Genomic DNA, 17379 nt, shown 5'->3' with positions numbered 1-17379 from the left:
CGCCGAACCGGGGTCATTCGATGCCGAACAACGTCGCCGCGTTGCGATAGCAGACCTGACGCAGCCAGTCGTCGCCGAGCTCGAGCCGCGCGAGCGCCTGGACCGAATGGCCGTAGGAATGCGGGATATTCGGGAAATCGCTGCCGAAGAGGATGCGGTCGGCGAAGGAGCGCAGCCTGCCGTGCTCGCCGATCGGGAAGGGGGCATCGGCCTCCGAGAAATCGGTCCACACCATGGTGGTGTCGAGTCGCACGTTCGGGTAAGCCTCGGCAAGGTCGAGGAATTCGGAGTACTCGGGTGTGCCCATGTGCGCGACGATAAGCGGCAGACGTGGAAAGCGTCGCAGCACACCGGCGATCGGTTCCGGACCGGTGTGCGTTCCCGGTGCCGGTCCGGAACCGCAGTGGATCACGACGGGGATTTGCGCGTCCTCCAGCAGGCCCCAAACCGGGTCCAGGAGCGGGTCTCCAGGATGGTAACCCCCGACTTGGACATGCGCTTTGAAGACGCGGGCTCCGCCCTGCACGGCCGCGGCGACATAGCTCTCGGCTCCCGGCTCGGGAAAGAACGTCGCGGTGTGCAGGCAATCCGGGGTGCGTGCCGCGAAGTCGGCAGTCCATTCGTTGAGCCATGCGGCCATGTCCGGCTTGTGTGGGTACACCAGCGCGGTGAAGGCTCGCACGCCGAAGTCGCGCAGGGTCTTCAACCGGACCTGCTCGTCAGCGCGGTAGGCGATCGGCCAGGCCCGGCCGAGCAGCGGACCGGCCGAGTCGAAGTAGGCCCACACCTTCCGCAGCACCTGGTCGGGCATGAAATGGGTGTGGACGTCGATGATGCCGGGCAGTCCGAGCTCGGTGCGGAAGGCGGACAGGTAGCCGGTGTCGTCGGTGCCGGTCACCGGACCTCCTGGGTAGCGGGCGGGTGGACCGCCCTTGCGAAATCGCCGACCCGGCTGATCAGCCGTTCGAAGAACAACTCCGGGTCGGTGCCGACCACGATGTCGGCGTTCGGTTCGCGTCCCCACATGCCCGCCCAGTCGGCGACCGTGGTCGCGCGGGTGATGGTGCCCGCCAATTCCACGTCCACCGTCGCGGGCCGGGTGCGCGCGAGCGACGGATCCAGCGCCACCGCTGCCGCGAACGGATCGTGCATGTGGGCGAGGTAGCCCAGGTCGTAACCGTCGTGAAAGTCGAAGTAGAACCGCACCGCGTCGGTGACGTACCGGACTATCGGATTGCTTGCGACCGAGCGGGCCTCGGGTGGCTCGGCAGCCGAGACGAGTTCCACCGGAAAGCTTTTCGCGCGCTCGGCAAGACGGACCAGGTGCTCGGGTCGCATCTCGATGGTCTCGGTGACGTCGAGCGCGCACACGATCGGTCTGCGGTCCGCCGGTGCCGCGGCGAAGGCGTCGAAGACCTCTTTGGCGGCCTCCGGATCGACGTGCACGTTCCACTCGTTGGTCGGCGTCGTGTTGCCGGGGTGGTTGAACGCGCCGCCCATGATCACCAAGCGATGCAGCAACCGCGGCAGCTCGGGTTCGATCCGCAGGGCGAGGGCGAGATTGGTCAGCGGTCCGGTGCAGAGTCCGACGATCTCGCCCGGATGCGCGCGCACCAGCTCGGCCCACATCCGCGCGGCCGAACGCGACGAGAGATGGCGGGTGGAGGCGGGCAGTTCGGCGTACCCGACGCCCTGTGGCCCGTGCGTGTCCTCGGTGGTGCGCAGCGGGATCGCCAGGGGGTCGGCGGCGCCGAGCGCGACCTCGATATCCGGTGCGTGGCAGACGTCCAGCCAGGCGAGGTTGTTGGCCGCCACCTGCGCCGCCGACACGTTGCCCGCGGTGGCGGCGATCCCCGCGATCTCGGCCTCCGGGGAGCCGAGCAGGTACAGCAGGGCGAGGGAATCGTCGATGCCGGTGTCGACGTCCAGGATGATCTTCTGCCGCACAGCATGAGACTAACCAGCCGGAGGGCGGTCCCCGCGCCGAGGTGCCGATAGCCGGATGGTGGCGGTAGTTAGTACATTCGTCTAGTACATTTGTCTAAGGCGTTGTAGCCTGTGGTCATGGGAAATCGCGAGGATCTACTGGCGGGAGCACGAAAAGTCATCATCGAGCGCGGCGTGGCCAAAGCCACGGCCCGTGACATCGCCTCCGCCGCCGGGGTGAGCCTGGCGGCGATCGGCTACCACTTCGGCTCCAAGGAGCAGTTGATCACCGAGGCGCTGACCGATGGCCTGGGCACCGCGATCGGCGACAGCATGGAGGCGCTGATCCGCCAGGGTGAGGGTGCAGCGCCGCTGGCCGCGTTCGCCGCACTGTGGAATGCGATGCCCGCGGTATTCACCGACAATCGCGACAACATGCTGGCGAGCATGGAAAACCTGGTGCGTGTCGCGCGCTCGCCGGAATCGCAGAAATTCTTCGCCGAGAGCCTGCCCGGGGCGTATTGCGACATGGCGGAGGCCCTGCGAGAGGCGCACCCGCAGCTGAGCGACGACCAGGCCGAGGCGGTCGCGGAGCTGTATTTCGTGCTCGTGCAGGGACTCGGCGTGCTGCAGACGATCGTCCCGGAGGCGAAACTTCCGGACGGGGACCGGCTTGCGCAGGCGGTGGCAGCCCTGGCCGCAGGCTAGGAGCGGGGCGGCAAGCTGTCAGCGACCGAACCTGCCGCGAGTCGCCGCGACGGTGAAGGCCGACCACTCGGCCGAGGTGAACACCAGTGCCGGGCCTGATGGGTTCTTCGAGTCGCGAACGCCGACAAGGTCGTTCGCGAGGAAGGCGACCTCGACACAGTTCTTGTCACCGCCGCTGCGGGTGCTCTTGAACCACTTCGCCGTCGATAGGTCGACCATCACTCGCGTACTCCTTTGCCATTTGCCGCAGCAGCCTTCTGCTGGCAACATCGTCCAACGCGGCCCGCTCGAGGCTCTTGTATGCCTGATGGTATCGCTCGAGGGCAGTCGATTTTGTCAGGTACAGATCACCTGTGAAGCATTCGGTGTATACAACCGGCGGTTCGATCGTTTGGCCTCTGTTGTCCATGCCGAACTCCAGCGCGACGAACGGACCGACCGCCACCCCGAGCGGGAATCCCGCACTGAAAGGCAGCACGCGAATCCTCACGTTCGGCCGAGTTCCTATGTCCGCCAAGTGCTTCATCTGTGACGACATCACCTTGTAGCCGCCCACCACACCGTGCAGCACCGACTGCCGCAGGATTACATCAAGAGCTACTGGCTGGAACTTCCGCGTGATCCTGGTCTGCCTGCGCATCCGCAATTGCACCCTTCGTGCATGCTCCTCGGCACTGTCGTCGGGATAGACGGCATGGATCAAAGCGCTCGCATAGGCCGGTGTCTGCAACAGTCCTGGCACCAGTTCGGACTCGTAAGTCGTCAGTTTCTGTGCAGAAGCCTCCAATCCCATGAAGAAATCGAACTTGGCGGGAATCAGATCGTCATACTCGTTCCACCAGTTCTGCACATCGCCGCGCGCCGCAAGCGCTTTCATAGCCTCGGTCTGGTTTGCATCGAACCCATAGATCTTGCACAGCGCCTCGAGGTCCACCTCGCGCAGATTCGCTACCATCCCCTTCTCGATCCGCTGCAAAGTGCTGGCGCTGCGCTGAATCAGCGCTGCGGCCTGCTGAAGCGTGAGTCCACACTCTTCCCGCCCTTCACGCAAGTACTTGCCCAGCTGACGCCGCGCGAGCGTCGATCCGTTCTCCGACATTGCCGCCCTCCCTGCGAGTTTCATTGCTCGCAACAGCACAGCACGCCGCAATCCCGCCCCGCGCCACCATCACGAATGCTCATCCGATCGCCGCATAATCCCAGGAAGTGTTGCATCCAGCGGCACCGCCACAGCGCAAATCGGCACTAACGGCAATTCTGTTCGCGAGGAACGCGAATGAAGCGACGCGACGGAACTCAGTCCATCGGTACGGGGTGGAATGAGCCTGTCTCGGGATTCCAGCCCTTGACCAAGACGGCATCGCTGGGTTCGGCAGGCCAGCACTGAATCCGGATGTGTTGCAGATCGGCGGAATCGTCCGAGTCCTCGTCGTAGTCCGCGTCATCCGGCGACCTCGTCAGAGATACGCGCAACCGCAGCCAACCCCTCGGAACTGTCACCAGATCGCCGTCCTCCTCGCCGTAGGTCGGACAAGTGAGCCGCAACGTGCCGGAGTCGGCTCGGAGACTGCACTCCGTCACAGTGCCGAAGGCATCCTTGTCATCGGCCGGCGGGGCGTCGGTCACGTCGATGGTGACGGTGACGTGACCATTGAGCCCCGTACGGATGCCGATCGCGTCGTTCGCCAGTGCCAAGTGGTCGGGCAGTGCGGAATCGAACCATTGGTCTGCCACTTCGGTGGAAGAGGCGCTATCAAGGAGGTGGATCTGCTGGTAATCGGAGAACACAGTCAGCTCTGTTGGCACGGTTCCTTCTTACCCGGCCCCAGGGCTCTAGCGCCCCGGAATCGTCTGGGGAGAAGGAAGTCGCGGACACTGACGCAGTTCTCGCTCGACAGTTCCCCCGGATGTAGCGCAGACGCAGCGCCACGACCACGAACAGCGGCTCGGCGACGCGATCGAGCGTGGTGTTCCACGGCGCTTCCGAAACGTTGCAGCTTGGCTGCGTAGGCTTCGTCTCGTCACGCAGTACGCCGAAACCGGCTATCGCGACATATCGGCCCCTCAGGGGGAAGTGTGCGGCGCGCCGCCCGAGGTAGCCGCCGGTGTCCCGATGTAGGAATCGAGGATGCGGACCATGAGATCGCCTAGCGCCTGGCGGCTGGCGGGATCCCCCGGTCGTGCGATCTCATGCAAGGTGAACCCGTCGATCAGGGCGATGAACTGCCGGGCGGGAATGTCGGGATCGGTGACACCGAACGCCTCGAGTGCCTGCTTCGTCGCGTCTTCGATTACCGCCATGATCCGCTGGACCGGTTGGCTGAGCTCCTGTCGCCGCCGGACAGCGAGATAGGCCTCGAACTGGGCAATCGAATCGTTGTTGTCCTGCTTGGAGACTAGATCGATCAGGCTTTCGGCCAATTGTTCGCGTGTGATTGCACCGGAGTGTGCCGTCCGCAACAGTGTGGCGACTTTGCCGGTGATGGTCTCGGCGACGCGGGTGATGGCGGCATCGATGACCTCGTCGACCGAGGCGAAGAAGTAGCTGGTCGTGGAGGCAGGGTGGCCCGCATGGTCGGCGACCGCTCGGAAGGTCACCCGTTCGAGTCCACGCTCGGCGATGATCGCGATCGCGGAGTTGATCAGCTCATCGCGTCGCTCGCGGCCCCGCGCATAGTGCGCCCGACGTCCGTTGCCCATAAGAGCACGGTACCCACCCCAATGAACTCTGGCCATTTGGCCAAAGTTTGCGTACTGTCGGGTACAGACCCGCTGTCCCTCCAGCGCCGACCACGCGGTCTCCCACCCCAAACCAAGGAGTTCTTATGGCCTATCACCGTCTGCACCTCGGCATCAGTCCGCAGGCGAGCACGACCTCCGATTGGGCGAGCCGATGAGCACTAACAACACCGACGTCCTGGTGATCGGCGCGGGTTTGGCGGGTTTGACCGCCGCGCGGGCGTTGCGCGCCAACGGGCTCGACGTCCATGTTCTCGAGGCCCGCGATCGAGTCGGCGGGCGCACGGTCAACCACGATCTCGGTGACGGCCGCATCGTCGAGGCCGGCGGGCAATTCGTCGGCCCCACCCAGGACCATGTCCTGAAGCTGGCCGCGGCATTGGGGGTCGACACCTTCCCCGCCTACGACAGCGGCGCCAGCACCTACGTCAAGAACGGCAAGGCGCGCCGGTTCGGCAACGGGGTCCCACCGGATCCCACCGCGCTACCCGATGTCGGCAGGCTCATGGCTCGTCTGGACCGCATTGCACACACCATCCCGCTCGCGCAGCCGTGGAACGCACCGAACGCGCGAGCCCTCGACGCCGAGACCTTGGCCACCTGGGCGCGGCGGGGCGCGCTCACCGACGGCGGAGTGGACCTGCTCGACATCCTGCTCGGTTCCGCGTTCGGCGGATCGGCGACCGACTCCTCGGCGTTGTTCGGCCTGTGGTACATCGCCGGAGCCGGCAACGAGCACACCCCAGGCACGGTGGCCCGCATGATGAATGTCGCCGGCGGCGCACAGGAATCGCGCTTCGTCGGTGGCTCGCAACGAATTTCGCTACTGCTGGCCGAACAGCTCGGCGATGCGATCACCCTGAACGCACCCGTACGCCGCATCGACCAAACCCCCGCACTGGTGACCGTCCACACCGATCAGGGCACCTGGACCGCCCGGCGGGTAGTAGTCGCCGTGCCACCGGTGCTGGCCACACGCATCGCATGGGACCCGGTGCTACCCGCCCCCCAGGAGGCACTGTTTCAGCGGATGAACTTCGGCACGCTCGCGAAAGTCGAAGCGGTCTACCCCGAGCCGTTCTGGCGCGCGGAAGGCCTGTCCGGTCAAGGCGCGTTCCGCGACCCGACCGTCCCGGTCTGCTCGATGTTCGACAACTCCCCACCCGATGGCGGGCCGGGCGTGTTGATGGGTTTCGTCGGCGCGCGCCAGTGGCGAGCGTGGGCGCCGAAACCGGCGGGTGCACGCATCGGGGCGGTATTGCGGGCATTCAGCACCGTCGTCGGCCCCCGCGCGCTACAGCCGTCGAGCGTCATCGAGAAGGACTGGACCGCCGAGGAATGGACCCGCGGCGGCCCGACATCGGTGCTGACGCCGGGCGTGCTGACCGAATTCGGCCACTGGCGTGATGTCCCGTTCGGCCGGGTGCACTGGGCAGGTGCCGAACATGCCGACTACTGGAACGGATTCATGGACGGCGCCGTCCGATCAGGCGAACACATCGCCACCGAGATCATCGAAACAGAAGGAGCACAACCGTGACCGACCGATTCGTCATCAGCGCCCACCGCAACCTCGTGGTGACGCCCGAGGAAGTGTGGGCACTGACCAGTGACACCAGCCGCTACGCCGACTGGGTCGGCAGCGTGTTGCAAGTCGAGACCCACCACGGGCAAGCACGCCCCGGCGGCACCTACACCGAACAGGTCCGGTCGATCGGGCCGTTGACCACCCATGCGCAGTGGACCGTGCGGCAGATCGAGCCGATGAGTCTGCGCATCGACTCCGGCGAAGGCTTCGCCCCGCTGCGCGATGTCGTCAACGTCTTTCGCTTCGCGCCCATAGGTGACGGTGCCGCCACCGCAATGACCTACGAGTTTCACTTCAGCCTGAACCCCCGCCCGCTCGGCGTACTGGTCCACCGGCTGCTGTCGAAGTCCATGCAGGCCGACTTCGACGCCTCCATGCGCACATTGGAAACCGTCATCCTCTCCGAGCGTGTCCATGTCGGGAAATGACCTCGCCGGGACGGTGATCCTGGTGGTGGGTGCGTCCTCGGGAATCGGGCGGCGCTTTTCTGAACTCGCCGCCGACGCCGGAGCCGCTGTCGCGATCACCGCCCGCCGCGCCGAGCTGTTGGATGAATTCGCCGCCGACCTCAACAGTCGCGGGCGCCCCTGTTCTGCTCATCCCGCGGACGCGACCGACGCCGCGGCTGCCCGCGAGGTCGTCGAGCAGGTCATCGACCTGCACGGCGGCATCGATGTGGTGTTGCTCAACGCCGGGGGCGCGCCCGCGCTGGACCTGCGCACTTCCAGCGCCGAGGCCATCACCGGCTACATGCGCACCAACTACGACGTCGCGGTCAACTATCTGGTGCCGGTCCTTGCCCATATGCGCGCACGCGGCCACGGCACCGTCGCCCACACCAACTCCCTGGCCGGCTGGTACGGAATCCCTCTGCAAGGGCCATACTCCGCGGCCAAGGCCGCGCTGCGGGTGCTGTTCGATACCTACCGAATCGAGTACGCCGGCACCGGGATCCGCTTCGTGTCCATCTATCCGGGGTTCGTCAGAACCGACGCCACGGTCGGCGACGGCATGAGCGCCCCTGGTGAAATCGATGAAGACACCGCCGCCGAACACATGATCCGCGCCGTAGTGCGGGCAAGGGACTCCTATGCGTTTCCCCGCTCGACCGCCGCCCTCGTGCATTTCGGACGCATCGTGCCGCCCCGCGTGCGTCGCGCGATCCTGGCCAAGCTGCTGCTCGACGACCAGCAGCCTGGAGGCGAGACCGGGGAGCAACGCCGATGAATGCGCCGTCCCCGGTCTCCGACCTGCGAAATACGTTCCAGCGCGGGACCACTCGCCCGATCCAGTGGCGTCGCGAACAGCTTCTCGGGCTGCGGCGGCTACTACGCGACAACGAGGTCGCCCTCACCACGGCTCTGCATCAGGACCTGCGCAAAAGCGCCACCGAGGCCCTGCTGACCGAAATCGGCGTCGTCATCACCGAGATCGATCACACCCTCACGCACTTGCGGCGCTGGCTGCGCCCGCGCCGCGTGCGCATACCGATCAAACTGCATCCCGCCCGTGCCACCGTCGTACGCGAGCCACTGGGCGTGGTGCTGGTGATCGCGCCCTGGAACTATCCCCTCCAACTGGTCCTGGGGCCACTGGTCGGCGCGCTGGCCGCCGGTAACACCGTCGTCTTGCGTCCCAGTGAGCTCGCCCCCGCCACGTCGCGGATTCTGGCCGAACTCGTGCCGCGCTATCTGGACAGGCGGGCCGTGCGGGTCGTCGAGGGTGGTGTGGAGGCCACGACATCGCTGTTGGGTGAGCGTTTCGACCACATCTTCTTCACCGGCAGCGGTCGTGTCGGCCGGATCGTGCTCGAGGCCGCCGCCGCGAACCTGACGCCGGTGACCCTCGAACTCGGCGGCAAATCCCCTGTGTGGGTCGACGAGACCGCAGACCTCACTGTCGCCGCACGCCGCATCGCGTGGGGCAAATTCGTCAACGCCGGACAAACCTGCGTCGCGCCCGACTACGTGCTCACCACACCCCGAGCCCGGCCCGCCGTCGAAGCCGCGCTGCGCGAGGCGATCACCGAGTTGTTCGGCCACGATCCCCGGCACAGCCCCGACTACGCACGCATCGTTTCCGCCGATCACCTTGCACGGCTGACGAAGTTCCTCGATGACGGCGCCGTGGCGGCGGGCGGGCAGGTCGACGAGCACGCACGCTACTTCGCACCGACGGTGCTCACCGACGTCGACCCCACCTCGGCGGTGATGCAACAAGAGATCTTCGGACCGATTCTGCCGATCGTGGAGGTGGCCGACGTCGATGCGGCGGTCGACTTCGTCAACGACCGCGACAAACCGCTGGCGCTGTATGTGTTCACCGGATCGGCGCCCGTCCGCCGCCGGTTTCAGCGGCACACCAGCTCGGGCGCCGTCATCTGCGGAACCGCGCTGCTGCACCTGGCAGTGCCAGAGCTGCCCTTCGGTGGTGTCGGCCCCAGCGGGATGGGCGCTTACCACGGTGAACGCTCGATCGCGACGTTCAGTCACGACAAAGCGGTGCTCGACAAACCGTTGCGTCCCGACCTCACCAGGCTGATCGAACCGCCCTACAACCGTTTCGGCCGCTGGCTGGTGCGACTGCTGTCGACCATGCCCTCGACCACCTCCCACCTCGCGGCCACGCAGCGCTGGGCCGCGCCCACCCGAAAGGTTCGCGATGACAGGCAATGACGCACGACTCCGGGCGGTCGCGTTGGGCGTTCATGTGCTCGATACCCTTGTCCGCCCGGTGGAGGAAATCCCCGCCGGACAAGGCGGGACGCTCGTCGAGCAGATCGCCATCAGCGCCGCCGGCACCGCCGCGGCCACGGCAATGGTCATGTCCAAGCTCGGTGTGCAGGTGCGCACTTGCGGTGTGGTCGGCGATGATCCGATCGGTGCGTTACTGACGACACTGCTGCAGTTCGACGGCGTCGACACCACCCTGCTGCACCGCAAATCCGGGGTTCAGACCTCGGCGACGGTGTTGCCGATCCGTCCCGATGGATCGCGCCCGGCCTTGCATGTCATCGGCGCCAACCAGTATCTGCCCCAATACATCCCGTGGGAGGCGCTCGACGACGCCGACATCGTCCACCTCGGTGGACCGGAGTTCTACGGTGGTGACCTCAGCGGGAAGATCTTGCGCCGCGCCCGCGAACAAGGGGCGGTCACCTCCGCAGACAGCCTGGCCCCTGGTGTGCCCGAGGCGCTGGCCTACTTCGAATCGGCCTTACCCGAGATCGACTATCTGTTGCCCAACGACGAACAGGTCATGGGCTGGACCGTCGCGTCCACTCTGCACGAAGGGTGCCGCCGACTCGTCGAACGTGGCGCTCGCTGTGTCGTGGCGACCGCAGGGGCCGATCCGACGGTGATCGCCACGGCCGAAGGCATCACCGAGGTTCCCTCTTACGCTGTCGATGTCGTCGACACCAGCGGCTGTGGTGACGCCTTCTCCGCCGGGTTCCTGCGCGGGATCTCTCTCGGCATGCACCCCGAGCAGGCCGCACGACTGGGCAACGCCACCGCCGCCCAAGTGGCCCAGGGGCTGGGCAGCGACTTCGGCAGCTACACCCTCGACACCGTGCAGGACTTCATCACCCGTCGCGAACAGGAGCCTTCTCGATGACCACCGAAATCGACGCCGCTCGCGCAGCGGTCGCCGAAACCAGCCGCCAACTCGCCGCCCGCCACCTCGTCCTCGGCACAGCCGGCAACGTCAGCACCCGCGTTGGAGACCTCGTAGCCGTCACTGCCACCGGCGTCACCCTCGCCGACACCACCGCAGACCACGTCACGGTCGTCGACCTGGACGGCCACCACCATGCAGGGCACCTGCGACCGACCTCGGAACTGGAAATCCACCTCGGCGTCTACCGCTCCTCGCAAGCTCATGCCGTCGTCCACACGCACTCCCCGGCAGTCGTCTCCCTGTCCTTGATCACCACCGAACTCCCCGTCGTCCACTACCAGCAACTCCTCCTCGGTGGACCCCTACCGGTCGTGCCCTTCGCCGCATTCGGCACCGAGGAACTCGCCTCGACAACCTTGGCCGCACTACGACACCGAACCGCCGCGATACTGGCCAACCACGGATCGGTCGCCGTCGGAAACTCACTCGACGCCGCCTTCGACAACGCCGTGCTCCTGGAATGGTTGTGCCGGGTCTACCTCGATGCCGCAGCGGTAGCGCCACCGGCCTCGCTGACCGACGCGCAAATCCAGGAAGTCGTACAAGTCGCCTTCCGCACCGGATACGGCAGCACCCACCCGATCCAGTAGGGCTGCGCGGAGGTCCGGGAGGGCAAGGCCCACATCCACGCCACCTTCGCTGCCCACGGCGACCACGTGATCAGCGGGCACGTCCACTCCGCCGAGATCGGCACCCGGTTCGCCCGCGTCTAGATCCTGCCCGTCGGATAGTTGTCCTTCGTTACGAGAAATGCCAGTGAACCGCCGCGTGCCGCCGGTGGATCGTGGTCCAATGTGGTCGAGTAGCAGTCAGCAGGCTCGCCGGGAACCTCGTGCGGGCCAATGCGATTCGAAAGGACCGTCGCAGTGGTCGAGGTGAGCGTGCGCGCGTTGCGGCGTGCCGCTGCGCACCGGCTGACGGCCTTGGACCAGGCCGACGAGCTGACCGGCGAACACTGCGGCTCACCGCGCACACGATCGGAGTCAGCGAACGCACGGTGTGGCGGTGGGTGCAGGCCGGGCCGGGATCCTGGCCGCGCTGCGCCCCGCAGTGCTGCGGCGGCCGCCGTACGGGCCAGCCGGAGGGCTACCGGGCATGGTGCGCATCGACCACGACCGGCGCACCGATATCGCGATCGTGTTCGTCGGTGGCGGGGACTGCTCGATAGCTACCTCGCGGGTAAGGAGCGCAGCCTCGTAGGCGTCGATGATCCATTCTCCGATCGCCTGCCACCGGGACTCCGCAAAGGATTTTCCCGGCGCCCCGGCGCCCCGGCGCCCCGGCGGGACGGTCAGTGCGCAGGCAGCGGCCAGGCGGGACGATCCGCGCCGTAGGCGGGCGCGGGCCAGGCGTAATCCGGGTATTCGGCGAGGGCGGGTGGGGCCGTGACGATTTGCCCGTGCCGGACCGCCTGCGCCGGGTTCGGCGCCGCGGCCTTGGGATGACGCGGCGTGCGATCCGGCGCGTCGAGCAACCAGGATGCGGTGCGTGCCAGCGCGACCCGCACGTCCCGGCCGACGCCGTCCTCGCCGCGGGCGACCAGCGCATCGATCACGCCCGCGGCGAGCAGATAGCCGGACGCGTGGTCCAGCGCCTGCGCGGGCAGCGCACCCGGTACCGCGGGCGCGCCTTCGAGGATCGAGATCCCCGAGGCGGCCTGCACGATGCTGTCGAAGCCGCGGTGCCCGCCCCATGGACCGATCTCGCCCCACGCGGATACCCGCCCGTGGATCAGGCCAGGACGGCTGGCGGCGCGCACGCCCGCGCGCTCCAGCGCGCCCGGCCGGTAGCCGGTGATCAGCACGTCCGCGGCGGCTATCAGCTCGTCGATCCGGTGTGTGCGGAGGTCCACCAGCGTGGAGCGCTTGCCCTGGCAGGTGTCCGCGTACTGCCACGGGATCTCCGGCAGCTGCGGCGGATCGACGCGCAGGACCTCGGCGCCGAGCAACGCCAGCGCCCGCGTCGCGACCGGTCCCGCGATCACCCGGGTCAGATCGAGCACCCGCACACCCCGCAGCGGCTGCAAAGGTGCTGCACCCGACGGCAACCCGGGTTCACCGCGGTCCGCGCGCGGTGCGATCGCCACCACGGGACCCGCGGCGGCGGCCTGTCCCTGCGGGCTCGCGGCCCACTCCTGCTCGGTGCGGACCCGGACCGCGATCGCGCCGTGCGCGGCGGCCCGATCCTCCAGATCGGAGGCGCGGCTCATGGCCATCTGGGCGACGGCCAGATCGACGGGCGCGGACTCGGGCAGGTCGAGGGCGGCGAGCAGGCGGGAGCGGTGGTGCGGATAGTTGGCGTGCGTGCGGACCCAGCCGTCGAAGGTGGGGAAGAAGCCGGACAGGTCGGTGAACAGCGTCGGCCCTCGGTCCCCGACGCGTAGCAGTTTCTCGCTGGAGAAGGCCGCGGTGATGCGGCTGGGGTCGATGCGGTGGGCCACCGGGTCGAGGCCACGCGCTTCGCGCATGCGGTTCGCCGCTGCCGTCAGCGTCGCGACCGAACCGGCCGCCAGCGCCCAGACCGGTAATGTCGCGGCGAGATTGCTACCCGGATCGGGCGCGGGGGAGATGGGCGAGGCGGTGACACCGATACCGGCCTCGTAGTCATGGACGAGCCGTGCGTGCGTGTTCACTCGCTTCAGCGTAGTTGCCGCACCGGAGCAGGCGCGTGCCGCGGTTGATCTTCGCGCGGGCTCTTAGAGGCCACGACTGCCGGCCCGCGCCGCCGATCTCTGGTGCCACCTGCGGCGTTGCGGATGGGGGTGGGAACGTTGCTGGTGCGCAGGCGTGCAATATCACACGTCGCCGGAGCCATCGCCGCTCGGATCTCGTAGCCATCGGTGCCGCGCCGCCGAGCATACAGAGGCTGCGATCATCCCATCGCGGGTAACTTCTCGGCGCGATTGCGGAGCGAGTGCCGACAAGCGGGTCGCATCGGAGCCACAGTGCAGCGCGGTTCAGGGCGTTCGCCGGACAGCGGGGTTGCGTCAATGTCCGGCGATATTGCCGGCCGAGATGTGAAAAGAGCTGTCACACATGCCTTCTCGCCAGTGAGGATAGCGGCAGGCGACGAGACGCGGGAATTCGGTCAATATGTCCAGGTGCTGCACCGCGGCTCACGGCGCGGAAAACAGCGCGTGAATCCGATGACCTGTCCGTCACGTGCGGACATAGGGCTAGAGCATGACTGGCCGCACCGCAACACCACGCGGCACCGATATGTGAGGTCGAGCGACGATGACGAACGCCCATGCCGGCAGTGCGGAGCACGCAGTCCCGACGACGAGGATCATAAGGAACCCCCCTGGGCGGGAGAGGACCCCGGCTTTCGGCAACGATATGCAGCCGCGTTCCGCACTGATCCCCGACCGGGTTCGCCGAGCGCCGATCAAACACGACTACGAACTGATGGCGGTGCAGGATGCCCAGAACGCCGGGTATCTGCGGGAAATCCAGGATCTCGCCGCCGAACGCGCCGCGCTCGGCGGGAGGAAAGGCCATGACCAGGCCAACCGGCTGCGCGTGGAGCAGCTCGAGGCGGCGCTCGCGGCGGCCACCGCGGATGCCATCGCGGCCGGGGTTCCCGCGGGCGACGTCGATCGTGCGGTGGAATACGGACGCGCAGGCGACTACTGGGCCGATCGCCCTGCGCATCGCTATCTCGGGCGCATCGCCCAGCTGACCCACGAAATGGATTCTCGGCTCAGCGAATTGGACGACTACCGGCAGCGGATCGCCGAACTCGAACGACGACTGGCGCGGACCAGCCGCGGCGACGCCTGATCCGTCCGGTCCGGCACGCGACAACGTGCAGTCCGCGGCCGAGGACATCGGCGCCGCGGGCGCGGATGAATTCGCCCGCTGGTTCCCTGCACTGGGCGCCGGTGAGGTGCAGCGTAGGAGCGGACCACCGCCGATATGAAGCTGACGCGCTCGACAGCGATCCCGCGGTTCTGCGGCCGGAAGCGGTATCGGTGCCGCGCGACCGGGAACGCCGCCGGACGGCTACCGTGAGCTGGTTCAGGGTGACGCCGGAACGGACGACGGGCAAGGAGGCCGAACGTTGGCTGGAACTTTCACCGATTCGGAGTGGTTGCGGACTTTGCGATCCGAGACGGTCGTGAATCACCGTCTGCTGTGCTTCCCAGCCGGCGGCGGACCGGCCACGGCGTATCGGAATCTGGCACTGCGATTCGGTACGGGCGTGGCGGTGCACGCCGTGCAGTACCCGGGGCGGCAGGACCGGTTGGGCGAGGAACCGATCACCGAACTCGGCGTGCTCGCCGACCGGATCGCCGCGGAAGTGCTGGCGCAGGGAGTGATCGACCGGCTGTCGTTGTTCGGGCACAGCATGGGCGCGACGGTGGCGTTCGAGACCGCGCGCAGGCTCGAACGCGGCGGGCAGCCGGTCGCCACGCTGTTCGTCTCCGGCCGTCCGGCGCCGACGTTCGAGGAGACGCGGCGATTGCACCTGGCCTCCGACGACGAACTCATCGGCGACCTGATCCGGTTGGCCGCCGATCCCGCGCCACTCGAGATGCTGCGCGCGGAACCCGGTCTCGCCGACCTGGTCCTGCCGGCGGTCCGTGCCGATTACCAGGCGGTGGAGACCTATCGCTATCAGCCGGGCGATCCGCTGCGCGCCGATATCGCGGCACTGGTCAGCACCGAGGACCCGACGATGCGGCCGGAGCAGGCCGACGAATGGCGGGCGCACACCAGCGGTGGCTTCGATCGGGCGACGTTTCCCGGCGGGCATTTCTATCTCGACGAGCGCACCGTGGCGGTCGCCGACTTCGTCGCGCGCCGTCTCGCGCACGCCTGAAGGAGCGGCGGACTTCTCAGTGCGGATGGTTCAGCCGGACGGCGGCCGACCGCTGCCACCGGATCGATACGTAGCCGATCCAGGAGGCCGCGACCAGCACGGCGGCCAGCAACCGCACCAGCCCGAGGGCGTCCTCGGGGTAGAGCACGCCCGTGATGTAGTGGTCGATGAATCCGCTCGACGGCAGCCGGACCAGGCCCGCGCGCTCGCGCGCCCAGTTCTCCACATGGGTCAGCGGGCATTCGAGCCCGAATACGATCGTGCTGAATCCCCACCCGGCCGTGACGACGTGCAGCCAGATGGTGCGCGGAAAGCGCCACGCAAGGAATCCGCCGACCACCACGTAGGCCACGAAGGCGAAATGCGTGGCGGCCGTGGCGTCGGCCAGCAGCCGGTACAGCACGCCTCCAGGGTATCCCTCGCCGGGAATCGACGGTCCCACGACTGCGGGCGCAACCGGTTCTACCAAGGGGATGGCTGGTAGTCCTTGAGGAAGCAGCCGTACAGGTCGGTGCCGTTCTCGCCCTGCACGATCGGGTCGTAGACGCGCGCCGCGCCGTCGACCAGGTCCAGCGGCGCGTGGAACCCTTCCTCGGCGAGGCGGATTTTCGTGTAGTGCGGGCGTTCGTCGGTGATCCAGCCGGTGTCGACGGCGGTCATCAGGATGCCGTCTTGCTCGAACATCTCCCGAGCGCTGGTGCGGGTCAACATGTTCAGCGCGGCCTTGGCCATATTGGTGTGCGGATGTCCCGGCCCTTTGTAGGCGCGGGAGAACTGCCCCTCCATGGCCGACACGTTGACGACGTACTTGCGCCGCGCGGCCGCGGCGGCCATCGCCGGCCGCAGGCGGGAGACCAGGATGAACGGCGCGACCGAGTTGCACAACTGCACTTCGAGCAGTTCGGTGGGATCCACCTCGGCGACGGTCTGCACCCAGCTGTTGGTGTGCGCGAGGTCCGGCACCAGGCCACCCGCATCGATCGCGACGCCGCGCGAAATGCGCTCCGGCGTTGCCGATCCGGCGACCAGTGCCAGCTCGGCGACATCGGCGGCCGACAACGCCGGAGTCAGCGAGGCCGTCAGAGCGCTGGGGTGGGCCTGCATGGTCTTGCCGAAACTCACCACGTCCGGCAGCGTGCCCGCGGGCAGCGGTCCGGACTCGGCTTCGACCAGCGCGCTGTAGGCCCCGGCAGAGCGGCGCACGGTTTGCGCTGCGTTGTTGATCAGGATGTCCAACGGCCCCTGCGCGGCGACATCGTCGGCCAGCGCGACGACCTGGGCCGGGTCGCGCAGATCGATGCCGACGATGCGCAGGCGGTGCAGCCAGTCCGCGCTGTCGTCCATCGCGGTGAAACGCCGGATGGCGTCGTTGGGGAAGCGGGTGGTGATGGTGGTGTGCGCGCCGTCGCGCAGCAGTCGCAGTGCGATGTACATGCCGATCTTGGCGCGGCCGCCGGTGAGTAGCGCGCGGCGCCCGGTGAGATCGGTGCAGGCATCGCGCTTGGCGTGGCTGTTCGCGGCGCAATCGGGGCACAGCTGGTGATAGAACGCGTCGACCCGGGTGTAGCGCTGCTTACAGATGTAGCAGGGGCGCGGACGGATCAGCGTGCCCGCGCTGGCACCGGTCGTGGTCGAGCTGATCGGGATGCCCGCGGTCTCGTCATCGATCCGGTTCGGCGAGCCGGTCGCGGTGGCCGCGACCACCGCCCGGTCGGCGGCCGACACCGACTCGCGCGCTGCGGACCTGCGCCGCTGCTTGAGCTTCTTGAACATGTGCCCGACCGCGCGCTGCACCGACACCGAGTCGGGATGATCCTTGTCCAATGATCCGGCCTGCTCCAGGACGCGCAGGCAGGTCGCGAGGTCCTCGGGATCGATCATGCTTTCGGCCATCGCGGCGGGGGACATCCTTCAGT

Annotated in this window: 19 protein-coding genes; 10 read left to right on the top strand and 9 right to left on the bottom strand. The window is 67.5% G+C overall.

The window, feature by feature from the left end:
* Positions 1 to 13 precede the first annotated feature (13 nt).
* On the bottom strand, positions 14 to 898 hold the full coding sequence (locus AB0M45_RS06215) for an amidohydrolase family protein (protein ID WP_364323490.1): 885 nt from the start codon (positions 896 to 898) through the stop codon (positions 14 to 16).
* A complete protein-coding gene (locus tag AB0M45_RS06210; protein WP_364323488.1) occupies positions 895 to 1947 on the bottom strand; it encodes a nucleoside hydrolase in 1053 nt (350 codons plus the stop codon). Before AB0M45_RS06210 ends, AB0M45_RS06215 begins: the two co-directional genes overlap by 4 nt.
* Before the next feature lie 117 nt (positions 1948 to 2064).
* Here AB0M45_RS06210 and AB0M45_RS06205 point away from each other — a divergent pair, with 117 nt between their 5' ends.
* On the top strand, positions 2065 to 2634 hold the full coding sequence (locus AB0M45_RS06205) for a helix-turn-helix domain-containing protein (protein ID WP_364323486.1): 570 nt from the start codon (positions 2065 to 2067) through the stop codon (positions 2632 to 2634).
* 18 nt (positions 2635 to 2652) lie between these two features.
* Here the strand turns inward: AB0M45_RS06205 and AB0M45_RS06200 are convergent, their stop codons facing one another.
* From AB0M45_RS06200 to AB0M45_RS06185, 4 genes are all read right to left on the bottom strand, one after another.
* Complete coding sequence (locus AB0M45_RS06200; protein ID WP_364323484.1) at positions 2653 to 2856, bottom strand: DUF397 domain-containing protein; 204 nt, start codon at positions 2854 to 2856, stop codon at positions 2653 to 2655.
* A complete protein-coding gene (locus AB0M45_RS06195; protein ID WP_364323482.1) occupies positions 2801 to 3733 on the bottom strand; it encodes a helix-turn-helix transcriptional regulator in 933 nt (310 codons plus the stop codon). The genes AB0M45_RS06200 and AB0M45_RS06195 overlap by 56 nt, the downstream gene beginning before the upstream one ends.
* Before the next feature lie 197 nt (positions 3734 to 3930).
* Positions 3931 to 4440, bottom strand: a complete 510-nt coding sequence (locus AB0M45_RS06190) for a hypothetical protein (RefSeq protein ID WP_364323480.1) — start codon at positions 4438 to 4440, stop codon at positions 3931 to 3933.
* 258 nt (positions 4441 to 4698) lie between these two features.
* Positions 4699 to 5334, bottom strand: coding sequence for a TetR family transcriptional regulator (locus AB0M45_RS06185; RefSeq protein WP_364323478.1), 636 nt, complete (start codon positions 5332 to 5334; stop codon positions 4699 to 4701).
* A 193-nt stretch (positions 5335 to 5527) separates the two neighbouring features.
* On the opposite strand from AB0M45_RS06185, the gene AB0M45_RS06180 reads away from it, so the two are divergent.
* The 7 genes from AB0M45_RS06180 to AB0M45_RS06150 all read left to right on the top strand — a co-directional run bounded on the left by AB0M45_RS06180 (position 5528) and on the right by AB0M45_RS06150 (position 11839).
* Positions 5528 to 6913 (top strand): FAD-dependent oxidoreductase, encoded by a 1386-nt coding sequence (locus tag AB0M45_RS06180; RefSeq protein WP_364323476.1) that lies wholly within the window; start codon positions 5528 to 5530, stop codon positions 6911 to 6913.
* Entirely contained in the window at positions 6910 to 7389 is a 480-nt protein-coding gene (locus tag AB0M45_RS06175; protein ID WP_364323474.1) for an SRPBCC family protein, read from the top strand. Before AB0M45_RS06180 ends, AB0M45_RS06175 begins: the two co-directional genes overlap by 4 nt.
* Positions 7376 to 8188, top strand: coding sequence for an SDR family NAD(P)-dependent oxidoreductase (locus tag AB0M45_RS06170; RefSeq protein WP_364323472.1), 813 nt, complete (start codon positions 7376 to 7378; stop codon positions 8186 to 8188). Before AB0M45_RS06175 ends, AB0M45_RS06170 begins: the two co-directional genes overlap by 14 nt.
* Positions 8185 to 9636, top strand: a complete 1452-nt coding sequence (locus AB0M45_RS06165) for an aldehyde dehydrogenase family protein (protein ID WP_364323470.1) — start codon at positions 8185 to 8187, stop codon at positions 9634 to 9636. The genes AB0M45_RS06170 and AB0M45_RS06165 overlap by 4 nt, the downstream gene beginning before the upstream one ends.
* Entirely contained in the window at positions 9623 to 10576 is a 954-nt protein-coding gene (locus AB0M45_RS06160) for a PfkB family carbohydrate kinase (RefSeq protein ID WP_364323468.1), read from the top strand. The genes AB0M45_RS06165 and AB0M45_RS06160 overlap by 14 nt, the downstream gene beginning before the upstream one ends.
* A complete protein-coding gene (locus AB0M45_RS06155; protein ID WP_364323466.1) occupies positions 10573 to 11229 on the top strand; it encodes a class II aldolase/adducin family protein in 657 nt (218 codons plus the stop codon). The genes AB0M45_RS06160 and AB0M45_RS06155 overlap by 4 nt, the downstream gene beginning before the upstream one ends.
* Positions 11230 to 11644: 415 nt before the next feature.
* Positions 11645 to 11839, top strand: coding sequence for a hypothetical protein (locus AB0M45_RS06150; protein ID WP_364323464.1), 195 nt, complete (start codon positions 11645 to 11647; stop codon positions 11837 to 11839).
* 91 nt (positions 11840 to 11930) lie between these two features.
* On the opposite strand, the gene AB0M45_RS06145 is transcribed toward AB0M45_RS06150, so the two are convergent.
* Positions 11931 to 13271 carry a CoA transferase gene (locus AB0M45_RS06145; RefSeq protein ID WP_364323462.1) on the bottom strand — a complete coding sequence of 447 codons (1341 nt, stop codon included), beginning with the start codon at positions 13269 to 13271 and terminating at the stop codon, positions 11931 to 11933.
* 706 nt (positions 13272 to 13977) lie between these two features.
* On the opposite strand from AB0M45_RS06145, the gene AB0M45_RS06140 reads away from it, so the two are divergent.
* Positions 13978 to 14421 carry a hypothetical protein gene (locus AB0M45_RS06140; protein ID WP_364323460.1) on the top strand — a complete coding sequence of 148 codons (444 nt, stop codon included), beginning with the start codon at positions 13978 to 13980 and terminating at the stop codon, positions 14419 to 14421.
* 280 nt (positions 14422 to 14701) lie between these two features.
* On the top strand, positions 14702 to 15463 hold the full coding sequence (locus AB0M45_RS06135; RefSeq protein ID WP_364323458.1) for an alpha/beta fold hydrolase: 762 nt from the start codon (positions 14702 to 14704) through the stop codon (positions 15461 to 15463).
* Between the two features lie 16 nt (positions 15464 to 15479).
* Here the strand turns inward: AB0M45_RS06135 and AB0M45_RS06130 are convergent, their stop codons facing one another.
* A complete protein-coding gene (locus AB0M45_RS06130; RefSeq protein WP_364323456.1) occupies positions 15480 to 15866 on the bottom strand; it encodes a DUF2784 domain-containing protein in 387 nt (128 codons plus the stop codon).
* 59 nt (positions 15867 to 15925) lie between these two features.
* Entirely contained in the window at positions 15926 to 17356 is a 1431-nt protein-coding gene (locus AB0M45_RS06125; RefSeq protein WP_364323454.1) for an SDR family NAD(P)-dependent oxidoreductase, read from the bottom strand.
* Positions 17357 to 17379 lie beyond the last annotated feature (23 nt).

This window comes from Nocardia sp. NPDC051787, from assembly GCF_040681325.1.
Classification (GTDB): Bacteria; Actinomycetota; Actinomycetes; order Mycobacteriales; family Mycobacteriaceae; genus Nocardia.
Note: the sequence above shows the minus strand (reverse complement) of the source record. Positions and strands in the feature narration are given on the sequence as shown.